Here is a 12731-nt window from a genome sequence, read left to right as displayed (position 1 = left end):
GTCAGTTCTTGCGGTCGGGACCGTTCTCCCGGTCGGCCTCTTGCACGGCCAGGGCGCGGCGCAGGTCGTCGATCTGGTCGGCGAGCTTGCGGTGCAGGGCGGGGGTCATCTCGTCGTCGCGCAGGCACTTCTCGCCCAGTCGCAGCGCCTCGGCGTCGACGTGGTGGGCGGGGAAGGCGTGCCGTCCGGCCGCTTCGGCCATGGCGGGGCCCCGGCGGGCGGCGAGGGCGACGGAGTCGGGGTAGTAGCGGTGGACGTAGTCGCGTACGAGACCGGCCTGTTCGGGCTGCCAGAAGCCCTGCGCGGTGGCGATGAAGAGATAGTTGGAGAGGCTGTCGGAGCGGAACATCCGCTCCCAGGCGGCCTCCTTGCTCTCCGGGTCGGGCAGGGCTGCGCGGCAGCGGGCGGCGCCTTCCTGGCCGGCGGCGCTGGGGTCGCGGTCGAGTTCGGCGGCGATGGCAGCCTCGTCGGTGGCGCCGAGGACGGAGAGGCGGCACAGGACGCGCCAGCGCAGTTCCGGGTCGAGTTCGGGACCGCCGGGCACGCTGCCGTCGTTGATCCACTCCTGGAGGTTCTCGGGCCGGGCGGCCGCGTCGATGAAGTGGCGTACGGCGGTGAGGCGGAGTCCGGGGTCGCGGCCGTCCTCGGTGTGCCGCATCAGGTCGCGGCAGACGGCGGTGACGGAGGACAGCGCGGCGGGGCGGCGGCCGGGCGGGAGGTAGCAGTCGGCGAGCTGCCCGGAGGCGAAGGCGAGGACGCCCTGGACGACGGCCAGGTCGCTTTCGCGGGGCAGGTGGGCGCGGGCCGCGTCGAGGTAGGCGGCGGGGGCGAGTTCGCCGTCGCGGACCATGTCGCGTGCGGCGTTCCACACGACGGCGCGGGTGAGCGGGTCGGGGATGCCGGAGAGGGAGCGCAGCGCGGTGTCCCAGGAGGCGGCGTCGAGGCGGACCTTGGCGTAGCTGAGGTCGCCGTCGTTGAGGACGACGAGGGCGGGGCGGCGGCCGGCGGCGGTACGGGTCTCGCGTTGCGGGACGTCGAGTTCGAACCGTTCGCGCAGTACGAGACGGCCGGTCTCCACCGGGTCCTGGTCGTAGGCGGCTACGGCGACGCGGTGGGGCCTGCTGCCTTCGCGGGCCACGGTCAGCGACCAGCCGCCGCCGGCCTCGGCGGTCTGCGGGGTGAGGGTGTCCACTCCAGTGGTGCCCAGCCATCGCTCTGCCCAGGCGTGCACATCGCGGTCGGTGGTCTGGGAGAGGGAGTCGATGAAGTCGGCGAGGGTGGCGTTGGCGAACTTGTGGCGGGTGAAGTGGAGGTTGATCCCGGCGAGGAAGTCCTTCTCCCCGAGCCAGGCGACCAGCTGGCGCAGTGCGGAGGCGCCCTTGGCGTAGGAGATGCCGTCGAAGTTGAGCAGCGCGGAGGCGGTGTCGGGGACGGCTTCCGGGGCGGGGGCCACGGGATGGGTGGAGGGCCGCTGGTCTGCGTCGTAGCCCCAGGCCTTGCGGGTGATGCCGAAGTCGACCCAGGTGTCGGTGAAGCGGGTGGCCTCGGTGAGCGTCTGGTAGCCCATGTACTCCGCGAAGGACTCGTTCAGCCAGATGTCGTCCCACCAGGCGAGGGTGACGAGGTCGCCGAACCACATATGGGCCATCTCGTGGGCGATGACCATGGCGCGGGTCTGGCGCTGGGTGTCGGTGACCGCGGAGCGGTAGACGAACTCGTCGCGGAAGGTGACCAGTCCGGGGTTCTCCATGGCTCCGGAGTTGAACTCCGGTACGAAGGCCTGGTCGTAGGAGTCGAAGGGGTAGGGCTCCTCGAACTTCTCGTGGTAGCGGTCGTAGCACTGCCGGGTGATCTCGAAGAGTTCCTCGGCGTCCGCGTCGAGATGGGGGGCGAGGGAGCGGCGGCAGTGCAGGCCGAAGGGCTGTCCGGCGTGTTCGGTGCGTACGGAGTGCCAGGGGCCTGCGGCGACGGCGACGAAGTAGGTGGCGAGCGGCGGGGTGGGGGCGCAGTGCCAGCGGCCGCCTCCGGTGTGCGTGGCGATGCCGTTGCCGAGGACGGTCCAGTCTTCGGGGGCGGTGACGGCCACTTCGAAGACGGCTTTGAGGTCGGGCTGGTCGAAGGCGGCGAAGACGCGCTGGACGTCGTCGAGGAAGAGCTGGGTGTAGACGTACACCTCGCCGTCGCTGGGGTCGGTGAACCGGTGCATGCCTTCGCCGGTGCGTGAGTAGCGCATGTCCGCGTCGATGCGCAGTTCGTGCCCGCCCGGGGTGAGGCCGGTAAGGGGAAGCCGGTTCTCCTGGAGCGTCTCGGGGTCGAGGGGCCGGCCGTCGAGGGTGGCGGAGCGCAGGACCGCGGGCTTCACTTCGACGAAGGTGTCTCCGGCAGCGCGCGCGGTGAAGTGGATGACCGTGCGGGAGTCGAAGGTGTCCTCGCCTGTGGTGAGGTCGAGCTCGACGGTGTACCGGTGGACGTCGAGGAGCTGGGCTCGGGTCTGCGCTTCGTCGCGCGTCAGTACGGACATGGGTGACATGCTGCCCGATCGGCCGGGCCCGGCACACGGGGTTCCCGTTGCGCTGAGAGCGCACGCGGAAGCGGGTTGCCGGAGGCGGGGGCGCACATGGCGGGGCCCGTGCCCCGGGACGGGGGCGCGGGCGGGGGCGTCCTGGTTGCCGGCAGCCGGGGCGGGCTGCAGCCGGGGGCGGCGGCGGAGCCTGAAGGTGTCGGGTGCGGGAGGTGCGCAGGGCGCTCACGCCGTGGCAGCACGAGCGCTGTGTGCGCGACCTGGATGACCGCTTGTACGGGTGGTCTACGACCGTCAGCGCACTGACACGTTGAGGTTGGAGATCTGCTCGGGGAGATCCATGAGGCTGTCGACCCTCATCGTCGGCAGCTTCTGCGCTTCGTCGCTGCGCCATTGGATCGTGGCCCAGGGGCCGCGGTGGATGAGCGCCGCGTGCATGCCTGCGGAGAGGGCGGGCTTGATGTCGTTGTCGACGCGGTCGCCGACATAGAGGATCTCGTCGATGCGAAACGGGACGGCGGCGGCGACCTTGACGAAGAACTCGGGGTCGGGCTTGCTGGCACCCCAGTCATCTGACGTGCCGATGAGGTCGACATCCTTCGTGAACAGATCGCGCAGAATTCGGCCGGCCCGGACAGTCTGGTTGCCAGCGATGCCGAGCCACAGCCCATCTGCTCGGAGGCGGGCGAGGGTGGGCCGCACGTCGGAGTAGAGATCTTCTTCACCGAAGTGTTCCGGTTGGCCTGCTTCGGCTCGCTTGTCGCGCTCGGCGTAGAGGTCGAACCCAGGGCGGAACTCCTGGAAGATGTCGCGGTAGTCGCGGCCCTGGGCGATCACGGCCCCGAACATGGCGGCGAAGGTGTGCCGGGGGACCCCCAGCCAGTCGGCCCAGGTGCCGTACTCGCGAGTCTCGTCTACCAGGCACTCGCCGACGTCGAAGACCACGGCTCGAATCATGGGTGCATCGTATTGCCATGCTGAAGTTTCCCCAAGGCCGGGTAGTTAGCGTTTCCGCAGGTCACGCTAACTACCCGGCCTTGGGGAAGCTTCATCTACCAGGGGTCCCGTCCTCTCGTTCAGGAACTTGGCAAGACGCCGAACGGCATAACGCAACGGTGTTGCACGCCAAGGGACACGACCGACACGCCTCGCCCGCCGTACTCCTTGCGAAGCATCACAACGCCTACATAGCTTGACCGCACACAGCCAGAAGAACATCATCAAGTGGCCGCGAGAGGACCGTTAGTGACAGTCAGATCTCGCACAGCACGCCTCTACGCAGCAACCACACCACCGGCGAAACGTGGAATACCGAACCCGGTCAGCGCCTTCCTCGCCTTATCAGCAGCCCTCTGCTGCAACAGGAGCGCTTCTGATCGGCACCGCCTCGGTAAACGCGTCCGCGAAGTCCGACCAGACCCCCACGACCGACCGGCGGTCAGCACCGCCCACTCCCGAGTGGGTCAACCCCGACGGCACGGTGGACGAGAGCAAGATGCCCGAGGAAATGCCGCTCATCGGCCCTGACGGCAAGATCGTCAAGAACGCGGACGGCAAGCCGCTCATGGTTAAGACACGCGACTTCATCAAGCCGTCCGGACCTTCTTTGGCCCCCGCGCCGGGCCTCAGGTCCGGGGAACGCCGCTCCAACGAAATAGACGAGGATGGCCGGATGGTTGAGAAGGTCGAGATCAAGCCGTCCGTACCACCCGCGAACTGACGGACTACACGGCCGAGAAGGCGAAGACAGGCACTTGAGTGGGGGCTAGGTCTTGTTGCGTCTGCTGGAAACTGCGTGCGCGATCGCAGCGATCCTCCTCGCCGCGCTCCTCGTCCTGGCCACCGACCACGCAACCCTGCTGGCCACCTACCACAACGGCGCCCTCACCCGCGCACTCACACTCTTGACCGCGGTGTGCGCGGCCTGGTTGCTCCTGCGCCGCAAACGCACCGGCCGACCCGTGCCCGCCTGCCTCGCCGTCCCGCTCCTGGTCCTCGGAGCATGCACACTCACCCTCGCCGCCAGGACGCTGTAACGGTCGGCCTTGTAGTTGAGGCCCCACAGTTCCGTGGACGGGTCGTTGATGACGTTGACCATGTGTGCGAGGGAGGTGTACGCGGCGAGCAGCGGGTGGATTCGGTAGCGGCCGGGTGTGGTGCGCGGGTGGAGGATGCCGAAGTCTCGGAGTCAGTCACAAGATCTCCGGCTGTAGTACTGGTCTCACGGATGCCGAGCAGCTACTCGACGATCCCCAGTGGGTCGAATGGCAAGGTGGGCGGGGCGCATGAGTACGAGGCAGCGTGACGACCCTCCCGTGGGGAGGGTCGGGAGGGACGCGCGGGGCCCCGCCGCAGACACGGCAGGGCCCAATGGGGAGGGTCCGCCTGGAGGGGGCCAGACCACCACCGCGCACAGCATGCACACACGTTCGGCCAGCACGGTAGAGGTGTGGCGGAAACTCTTCGACCTCGGCGCTATGGGGCAGGCTCGGCAGCGACGGTGGCTCCGGGGCAGGCGTCGGCGAGCGGGGCGAGTCTTTCTTGCTCGAGTTCGTGTCCACGGTCAGGCCCCAGCGCAGCTTGGTGGCGGTCTACTCGAGGCGTTTGTCAGTCCTACGCGTCAGGCGCGACCAGGTCCCCGGTGACGGCGTCAATGAACACGTCAGACTCGTCTGCGCCTTGCACACCGACCATCCATACCGGGCGCCACTGGCCACTGACCTTCTGGGCAAGGAGCACGGAGGCAACCGGGGCGCTGCCTGTCTCTTTGCGGACGACGTCCCCCAGGCCGGCCTTCGTGATTTTCGGGCGAGGCATTTCGGGGTCTGCCACTGGGTCGGCCGTGAAGCCGAGCAGTCGTCCGGCCGAGGTCACGGTCAGGTCGAGACGCATCGGCATCATCACGCCGTCCACGTAACGCCGGTAGGTAAGGTGGTGCATGGCGCGGTTTCCCGCGTCGGCGGCCAGGACATCGGTAGTCAGCTTCGCCCCCTGAATCTGCTTGGGGAACCACCGCTCGGCGAACCGCTTGCCGACCTGAACGGCCTGCCCGTGCGTGAGATCGCCCGGTTCGGCTTCGTTGTCGTTCACCGCAGCGGAGATCAGCGTCTCGTCCGGCCACCGTCCCGTGATCTCGCCCAGCGATGTGGTGGCAGTGATGAGGCCCTCGGCCTTGTTGTACTCGGACCCTTCGTACTCGGCGTTGGGTCCGAAAGTTTCGCGGGCCGCTTCCGTGATCCATGCGTCGGCACTGTCGGCTTGGGCTTCCACAGCCCTTTGGTGGGCTTGTTGCGCTGGCTCGTCATAGGAGCCCAGGTCGGCTGAACGGATCCACATGGTGAGCACGACGGCTGAGACGCCGAGGACGGCGGCCGATGTGGCGAGGTCCTTCCACACCGGCCGCCTCCAGGTGCGGACCAGAGCCCAGCCAGCCGCGGTGCCGATCAGCGCGCCTGCCGTGTTCATCACCGAATCGGTGACCGAGCAGGACCGTCCTGCGACCACCGTGGCCTGGGCCATCTCGATCATCCCGCACGCGGCGACCGAGCATCCTGCGACGGTCAGCGGCCGCTTGAACAGCATCGTCAACAGCAGCGGCGCGGGGATGAACAGCGCAACGTTCAGCCACGCAGACGACGAGCCAGCAGCCTGCGCCATGGACCATCCCGCGTCGCATACCGACTCGCCGGCCGTCCCCGCCATACCGGGCATCAAAGTGACGGTGACGATCCCGCACACTGCCCCAGCCGCGAGGACAGGAAGGAGTACGGGCCGTTCGCGGCTACGGGAAACGAGTGCCACCACAGCAGCGGACATCGCCCACAGCACAGCGAAGGCGGCCAGCAGCCCGGGGACAGCGCCGATGGATGCTTCAATCACGTGCGGGACCGTTTCAGCAGAACTTGACCGACGGAGTCCAGTAGGGGCCGCCGTTGCTGGCGTTCATCAGCCCGGAGGCACGGCAGTCCGGCGCGTACCTGGCTTTACTCAGTCCGCCGAATGAGTGTCCGACCGTCTGCCCCTTAGAAACGGACTTCTTGGGACCCGCCTTAACAATTTCGGAGGTTTGCAGCTTCAATATGACGTCGACGCGGCTGCCTCCTGTCTTGGTGTAGGTGGTTGCCGAGTAGAACAGGCTGGAGTTGCCGCTTACGTGCCCTCCGTCGTTCGCTTCGAACTTCAGCACACCGTTGGTCAGCTTGGTCTGAGTCGTCTTGGCGTGCGCCACAGTCCCCGTCGTCACAGCCAGGGCCGCGGTCATGATTGCTGCCGCGACGGGCCGTATGAGTCTCACGATTTTCCTCCCGTATCGTCTAATGCAGACGAGTTACAAGGGAATCATTTTTCGAGGTGTGCGCCTAGAAGTGATCACGCCAAGATCAGTAGGTCATCTGGCCGACTTCGTTTGCTGGCTCTGTATTCACGTCGGGAGCGCATGAGGTCGCGACGGGCGGCCGAGTCCAGCCAGGACATCAGGTTACTCTGTCGCTGCGCGTCGGCGAGGTCGACCCTTGCTGGAGCAGATGGTCTCACTCCAGGTCGCCTGGAGGTCACGGCAGACGAGGGTGAGTGTGCCGTCCCAGCAGGCGATCTCGTGGCTGCAGCCATCCCTGTGCGGCAGGATCTCGTCGAGAATCACAGTCCCGAGGTTCGTTCCCCGGCCCTCGTCGACGGGATCGACGATGAAGTCGGACACCCCTGTGTAGCGGATCAGCAGGTCTTGGTCGTGCTTCCAGCAGTTGTGCTGGAACTCGACCTCCATCTCCTCACCGTCGGCACCCCGGATGGCTCGGAGCGTCAGATCCTTCACACATCGCCTGCTGCGGAAGTCGTAGTGGTCCGTGTCAGTGGCGAAAGCCCAGGCTCCTGGCGGCAGATCACCGGAAATCGAGGGTAGGTGGCTCAGGTAGCGAGCCGGGCCCAGGACCCCTGACACGTTGCCGACCTCCGCATCGGGATTGACGTACTCCATCGACCTTCGCTCCCCGTTCATGGCGTCCCACTGGCCAACGAATCGTCACACAGACTCACCAAATGAGATGACGTCTTATGAGGAACTCGTGGGCCTGCATCGCCGCAACGCGCTGCTGGAGCGCAGGCAGCGCCATGACGGCGGAATCTTCACGTGCCCGGTCATCCGGGTGGATGAGGATGAGGGCGCGCTGGCCCAGTACTACGTGCGCGACGAGGAAGGCGGGCGTCGCTGTCACCGGGCGCAGGAGCCGCCGAAGAACGAGAAGTGGCCCGCGACATCGACGTCCCGCCGTTCCTGGCCGGGCTGCTGGAGAAGCACCTTGCCGACTGGCCGCACGACTTCGCGTTCACGACCCTGAAGGGCAAGTGGTGGTGGCGGAGCTACTGGCACACGGTGCTGCGACCGGCGGCGGGCGGCCGTGATGCGCGCCCGAAGGCGCGCGGTACGGCAGTCGAGGAAGGGTGGGAGCCGATCATGCCGGGGTTGACGATGCGGGACCTCAGGCACACTCACGACATGTGGCAGGAGGAGATCGGCGTCCGCCCGGTGCTGGGGTACGAGCAGATGGGGCACAAGTACCCTGGGATCAAAGGCACGTACCGGCACCCGACTCCGCCGATGCGGCAGGAGCGGCTCGACGGCCTGCAGCGGCTGTACGAGCGGGCAATGTCGAATCTGGGGTGGCAGAGCGTCTGGGAGAGTTAAATCTCCAAAATATCCCCATCTAAGTGATCAGTTGTGCAGCATCGAAGATCACTCCCCCGATGCTCCGTCGCTGGTCAGGGGCTTTTCGGCGATCTGCTCGTGGTGTCTGATCACTTCAGCGATGATGAAGTTCAGCAGCTTCTCGGCGAAGGCAGGATCCAGCTTGGCGCTCTCGGCGAGCTGGCGCAGGCGTTCGATCTGGCGGGCTTCGCGGGCGGGGTCGGCGGGCGGCAGGTTGTGCCGGGCCTTGAGGTGCCCTACCTGCTGGGTGCATTTGAAGCGTTCGGCGAGCATGTGCACGACTGCCGCGTCGATGTTGTCGATGCTCTCGCGGAGCCGTTCGAGCTGGGCCTGTACGGACTCGTCGATGTCCCTCGTGGTCATGGTCCCGGAGCTTACGTCGCCGTGGTCGGAAGGTCGGCGGGTGTTCAGTGTCTGGGATGCGACGCCCTCGCTCCGGCTGACGGCCCTGGGACGGGAGGTGGCGGCCGGCCGGGGCCGGGGGCCGGCCGGCCGCCTGTGCTGTCCGGTTCTATCCCGGTGCCGGTTCTACCCCGGTGCCGATGTGCCCGCGGTACCGGTGCGCCCGGCGTCCCGCGGTACCGGTGTGCCCGGTGGGTGTGCGGCTACAGATTCGCCGCCGCGCTCCTGATCGCCGAGGCGAAGGTGGAGACCTCGGCGTACACGCCGGGGTAGCCGGGACGGGCGCAGCCGTAACCCCAGCTCACGATGCCGACCTGGATCCAGGAGCCGGAGTCGTCCTTGCGGAACATCGGGCCGCCGGAGTCGCCCTGGCAGGTGTCGACGCCGCCCTGGTTGTATCCGGCGCAGATCTCCTCGGCCGGGATGAGTGCGCTGCCGTACGCCTGTCGGCAGTCGGCGTCGGAGACATACGGGACCTGGGCCTTGAGCAGATAGCGCTGCTGCGGTCCGCCTTCGCGGGCGGCGCCCCAGCCCGCGACGGTGAAGGCGCCGTTGTTGTACGCCGTGGTGTCGGCGATCTTGAGGGTGGGCAGGTCGATGGGCTTGGAGAGCTTGATCAGCGCCCAGTCCTTGCCGTCGCCGTTGTAGCCGGGGGCTTGGACGACCTTGGTGGAGCGGACTTTGATCGCGCTGGGGCTGCGCAGATCGACGACGCCCGCGGTGGCGGTGATGCTGGTGTCGTTGCCCGATCCGTCCACGCAGTGTGCGGCGGTCAGCACGATGTCCGGGGCGTAGAGCGATCCGCCGCAGCCCATGGAGAGCCGGACCATGAAGGGGAACTCGCCCTGGGCGGCGCGGGTTCCGCCGACGACGGGCGGCACGGCGGTGGGGGTCTGCTCAGCGGTGGGGGTCTGCCGAGCGGGCGGCGCGGCGGAGGGGGCAGCGGAGGCGGAGGCGGGCTGGAGGCTGATCACGGCGAGGGCGACCGCCCCTGCCGCGGCGCATCTTTTGGCTGCACGCAGAAGCTGCTTCAACGGACTGCCTTTCGTGGGGGGTTGAGATACGCCCGCCGGTCCTCCGGGAAGTCCTCGGGAAGTCCTCGGAGCGCCGTCCGGCACCCCACAGAACATGCATGACATGGGCCCGACAAGCGTGCTCGGATTATCGAGAGTGGATCACGGCCCTCACAAGACAGCCTTTTCGGCCACCGGGGCAGCCCGATGGCGGGCCCCGTAGAGTTGAGTCCGGCCGACCGTCGCGCATGGGGGTACGGACGTGGTGAACGGCAGCGAGGTCGTACACGGCTTTCCGCACCTCGACACGGTGCGGGAGGCGATCACCGCCCTGTACCGGCGGCTCTCGCCGGACGGGATCCTCTCCTACGGCGCCAGCGTGCTGCCCGCCGACGTGGCCTTCTCCGACCAGGACGACCTGCATCTGGGCACACAGCGCGTCGCCCGCGCCCTGGTGCAGCAGCTGCGGCTGCCGGACGCCAGGATGATCGTGAGCTTCCGGGAGATGGAGCATGCCGCTTCCGTCGAACTGACCGCGGGCCCGGAGTACTTCATCGAACTGAACGACCGGTTCCGCAGACACCGCCGGGACATCGGGGCGGCCCTGGCCCACGAGATCATGCATGTGCTGCTGCACCGGCTGGATCTGTCGTTCGCCGGGACCCGGGACAACGAGATCCTCACGGACACGGCGACCACCTATCTGGGGGCGGGCTGGCTGCTGCTCGACGCGTTCCGGGAGGACCGGCTCTCCAGCCAGAAGCTGGGCTATCTCACCCCGGAGGAGTTCGGCTATGTGCTGGCCAAGCGGTCGGAGATGTTCGGCGAGGACCCCTCGCCGTGGTTCACCAGTCCGCAGGCGTACACGGCGTTCGCCAGAGGCAGGGCGCAGGCGCAGCAAGACCGCCGGCAGCCGCCGCTGACGGCGGCCGGGTGGGCGGGCCGCCGCCGGTACGCCAAGGAGCGACGGCGCGCCCAGGAGCATCCGCAGGCCGCAGCGGGAAACGGCTCCCCGTACGCGTTCGAGGGCGGCGGGCCCGACGGCGGGCTGAAGGTCTCCTTCCCCTGCCCCACCTGCCGGCAGCGCATCCGGCTGCCGGTCCGCGGGCGGGTGCGGGCCCGCTGCGGCCTGTGCCGCACGGTTCTCGAATGCGACACCTGAGCGTCGACGGCGCATGAGCGTCGACGGCGCATGAGCGTCGACGGCGGCGGGCGCGCCGGCCCCGGCCGGGATCACCCCTTCCGGTGTACGGGTCGGGGTGGCCCCGACCCGTACACCGGAAGGGGCGGCTCGGCCCCGGCCAGCAGCCCCCGGGCCGCCTCCCCCGCCTCCGCCGGGGTCCAGCGCGCCGCCCTGTCCGCGGTGGGGCCGCGCCGCCAGCCCTCCATGACGGTGATGCGGCCCGCCTCCGCCTCGAAGACCCGCCCGGTGACGCCCGCGCTGGGCGGGCCGGAGCAGAGCCAGACGACGAGCGGCGAGACGTTCGACGGGGACATCGCGTCGAACGCGCCCGGCGCCCCCGGGGCCGCCATCGCCTCGGGGAAGGCTCGCTCGGTCATCCGGGTGCGGGCGGCCGGGGCGACTGCGTTGACCTGGACTCCGTAGCGCCCGAGTTCCGCCGCGGCGACCAGTGTCAGGGCGACGATCCCGGCCTTGGCGGCGGAGTAGCCGCCCTGTCCGACGCTGCCGAGCAGGCCCGCCCCGGAGGTGGTGCCGACGACCCTGGCGGCCGTCTCCCGGCCCGCCTTCGCCTCGCCGCGCCAGTACGCCGCCGCGTGCTTCAGCGGCAGGAAGTGACCCTTGAGGTGGACGCGTACGACGGCGTCCCAGTCCTCCTCGTCGAGGTTGACGAGCATCCGGTCACGCAGGAAGCCGGCGTTGTTGACGAGGGCGTCCAGCCGGCCGAAGCCGTCGACGGCGGCGGCGATCAGCGACCGCGCGCCCTCGGGTGCGGCCACGTCCCCGCCGTGCGCCAGCGCCTCTCCGCCCGCCGCGCGGATCTCGTCGACGACCTGCCGTGCGTGACCGCCCGGGCCCGGGGGCTCGCCGGGGAGCCCGTCGGGGCCGACGCCGAGGTCGTTCACGACGACGCGCGCGCCCTCGGCGGCCAGCGCCAGGGCATGGGCGCGGCCGAGTCCTCTTCCTCCTCCGGTGACGATGACGACGCGCCCGTCGCAGATGCCGCTCATCCGGTGCTCCCCTCCTGACGGTTGACGGTCTCGTTCCGGCGGACGGCCGGCGCGCCGGCGGTCTCGTTCCGGCGGACGGCCGGCGCGCCGGCGGTCTCGTTCCGGCGGACGGCCGGCGCGCCGGCGGTCTCCTGCCGCCGGCCGGCGGTCGCAGCGTCGAGGAAGGCGGGCCGCTCGCCGCCCCCGTGCACCAGCAGCGACGCCCCGCTGATGTAGGTGGCGCGGTCCGAGGCGAGGAAGAGCGCCGCGTCGCCGATCTCGTCCGGCTCCGCGAGCCGGCCCAGCGGCACCGTGCGTTCCACCGCCGTCACCCCGTCCGCGTCCCCGTAGTGCAGCGCGGACAGCTCCGTGCGGACCATGCCGAGGACGAGGGTGTTCACCCGCACCTCCGGGGCCCACTCCACCGCCATGGACCGGGCCAGGCTCTCCAGGCCCGCCTTGGCCGCCCCGTAGGCCGCCGTGCCCGGCGACGGGCGGGTCCCGCTCACGCTGCCGGTCATCACCACCGAGCCGCGCGCCGCGCGCAGTTGCTCGTACGCGGCGAGCGAGGCCGTGAGCGGAGCGAGGAGGTTGAGCTCCACCACCCGGGCGTGGCGCTCGGGCCCGCCTTCGCCGAGCGGGCGGCGGGGGGTTCCGCCGGCGTTGTTGACGAGCGTGTCCAGCCGTCCGCACCGGTCGGCCACCTGGTCGAAGAAGCGGCGTACCGCGGCCGTGTCGCGCAGATCGACGGGCAGGAAGCGCGCCTGCCTGCCGCCGTGCGCGACCGGCCGCTCCGGCGGTCGGCGGGCGCAGACCAGGACCTCGGCCCCGGCCCGCAGAAAGGCCCGGGCGATGCCCGCGCCCACCCCCCGGGTGCCGCCGGTGACGACCGCGACCCTCCCCTCCCACTCCATGGGCTGCTACC

General features: G+C 69.4%; 13 protein-coding genes and 1 pseudogene. 5 read left to right on the top strand and 9 right to left on the bottom strand.

Annotated elements, in window-relative coordinates; all coding sequences use genetic code 11:
- Position 1 precedes the first annotated feature (1 nt).
- The gene (gene pepN / locus QCN29_RS14530; protein WP_279928351.1) at positions 2-2521 is read right to left on the bottom strand and encodes an aminopeptidase N; all 2520 of its coding nucleotides are present in this window, start codon (positions 2519-2521) and stop codon (positions 2-4) included.
- 200 nt (positions 2522-2721) lie between these two features.
- Between pepN and QCN29_RS14525 the strand changes: the two are divergent.
- Positions 2722-2835 (top strand): annotated as a pseudogene (locus QCN29_RS14525) (transcriptional regulator); the annotation flags it as partial.
- On the opposite strand, the gene QCN29_RS14520 reads toward QCN29_RS14525, so the two are convergent.
- Entirely contained in the window at positions 2816-3478 is a 663-nt protein-coding gene (locus QCN29_RS14520; protein WP_279928350.1) for an HAD family hydrolase, read from the bottom strand. The pseudogene QCN29_RS14525 and the gene QCN29_RS14520 sit on opposite strands and share 20 nt — an antisense overlap.
- A gap of 523 nt (positions 3479-4001) precedes the next feature.
- Here QCN29_RS14520 and QCN29_RS14515 point away from each other — a divergent pair.
- Positions 4002-4241 carry a hypothetical protein gene (locus QCN29_RS14515; protein WP_279928348.1) on the top strand — a complete coding sequence of 80 codons (240 nt, stop codon included), beginning with the start codon at positions 4002-4004 and terminating at the stop codon, positions 4239-4241.
- A gap of 52 nt (positions 4242-4293) precedes the next feature.
- Positions 4294-4557, top strand: coding sequence for a hypothetical protein (locus QCN29_RS14510; protein ID WP_279928347.1), 264 nt, complete (start codon positions 4294-4296; stop codon positions 4555-4557).
- A gap of 577 nt (positions 4558-5134) precedes the next feature.
- Here QCN29_RS14510 and QCN29_RS14505 read toward each other — a convergent pair.
- The 3 genes from QCN29_RS14505 to QCN29_RS14495 form a co-directional block, all read right to left on the bottom strand.
- Complete coding sequence (locus tag QCN29_RS14505) at positions 5135-6400, bottom strand: VanZ family protein (RefSeq protein ID WP_279928346.1); 1266 nt, start codon at positions 6398-6400, stop codon at positions 5135-5137.
- 13 nt (positions 6401-6413) lie between these two features.
- On the bottom strand, positions 6414-6782 hold the full coding sequence (locus QCN29_RS14500; protein WP_279928345.1) for a hypothetical protein: 369 nt from the start codon (positions 6780-6782) through the stop codon (positions 6414-6416).
- A gap of 216 nt (positions 6783-6998) precedes the next feature.
- Entirely contained in the window at positions 6999-7493 is a 495-nt protein-coding gene (locus tag QCN29_RS14495) for a hypothetical protein (RefSeq protein WP_279928343.1), read from the bottom strand.
- A 267-nt stretch (positions 7494-7760) separates the two neighbouring features.
- Here QCN29_RS14495 and QCN29_RS14490 point away from each other — a divergent pair, with 267 nt between their 5' ends.
- The gene (locus QCN29_RS14490; protein WP_279928340.1) at positions 7761-8201 is read left to right on the top strand and encodes a hypothetical protein; all 441 of its coding nucleotides are present in this window, start codon (positions 7761-7763) and stop codon (positions 8199-8201) included.
- 48 nt (positions 8202-8249) lie between these two features.
- On the opposite strand, the gene QCN29_RS14485 is transcribed toward QCN29_RS14490, so the two are convergent.
- Together QCN29_RS14485 and QCN29_RS14480 are read right to left on the bottom strand one after the other, a co-directional pair.
- Entirely contained in the window at positions 8250-8585 is a 336-nt protein-coding gene (locus QCN29_RS14485) for a chorismate mutase (protein ID WP_240139963.1), read from the bottom strand.
- 242 nt (positions 8586-8827) lie between these two features.
- Positions 8828-9658, bottom strand: a complete 831-nt coding sequence (locus QCN29_RS14480) for a S1 family peptidase (RefSeq protein WP_279928337.1) — start codon at positions 9656-9658, stop codon at positions 8828-8830.
- A 241-nt stretch (positions 9659-9899) separates the two neighbouring features.
- Between QCN29_RS14480 and QCN29_RS14475 the strand changes: the two genes are divergently transcribed.
- A complete protein-coding gene (locus QCN29_RS14475; RefSeq protein ID WP_279928334.1) occupies positions 9900-10799 on the top strand; it encodes a hypothetical protein in 900 nt (299 codons plus the stop codon).
- A 71-nt stretch (positions 10800-10870) separates the two neighbouring features.
- Here QCN29_RS14475 and QCN29_RS14470 read toward each other — a convergent pair whose 3' ends face one another.
- Positions 10871-11827 carry an SDR family oxidoreductase gene (locus QCN29_RS14470; RefSeq protein ID WP_279928331.1) on the bottom strand — a complete coding sequence of 319 codons (957 nt, stop codon included), beginning with the start codon at positions 11825-11827 and terminating at the stop codon, positions 10871-10873.
- A complete protein-coding gene (locus tag QCN29_RS14465) occupies positions 11824-12720 on the bottom strand; it encodes an SDR family oxidoreductase (RefSeq protein WP_279928330.1) in 897 nt (298 codons plus the stop codon). Before QCN29_RS14465 ends, QCN29_RS14470 begins: the two co-directional genes overlap by 4 nt.
- Positions 12721-12731 lie beyond the last annotated feature (11 nt).

The sequence above is a fragment of the Streptomyces chengmaiensis genome, from assembly GCF_029846775.1.
In the GTDB taxonomy this organism is placed as follows: domain Bacteria; phylum Actinomycetota; class Actinomycetes; order Streptomycetales; family Streptomycetaceae; genus Streptomyces; species Streptomyces chengmaiensis.
The sequence above is the reverse complement of the archived record's forward strand: the minus strand, read 5'-3'. Positions and strand labels throughout refer to the sequence as shown.

Bases quoted from the DNA above. Each gene is read 5' to 3' on its own strand.
- QCN29_RS14485 (WP_240139963.1), bottom strand. From the start codon at position 8,585: ATGACCACGAGGGACATCGACGAGTCCGTACAGGCCCAGCTCGAACGG.
- pepN (WP_279928351.1), bottom strand. From the start codon at position 2,521: ATGTCCGTACTGACGCGCGACGAAGCGCAGACCCGAGCCCAGCTCCTC.
- QCN29_RS14470 (WP_279928331.1), bottom strand. From the start codon at position 11,827: ATGAGCGGCATCTGCGACGGGCGCGTCGTCATCGTCACCGGAGGAGGA.
- QCN29_RS14500 (WP_279928345.1), bottom strand. From the start codon at position 6,782: ATGACCGCGGCCCTGGCTGTGACGACGGGGACTGTGGCGCACGCCAAG.
- QCN29_RS14495 (WP_279928343.1), bottom strand. From the start codon at position 7,493: ATGGAGTACGTCAATCCCGATGCGGAGGTCGGCAACGTGTCAGGGGTC.
- QCN29_RS14465 (WP_279928330.1), bottom strand. From the start codon at position 12,720: ATGGAGTGGGAGGGGAGGGTCGCGGTCGTCACCGGCGGCACCCGGGGG.
- QCN29_RS14520 (WP_279928350.1), bottom strand. From the start codon at position 3,478: ATGATTCGAGCCGTGGTCTTCGACGTCGGCGAGTGCCTGGTAGACGAG.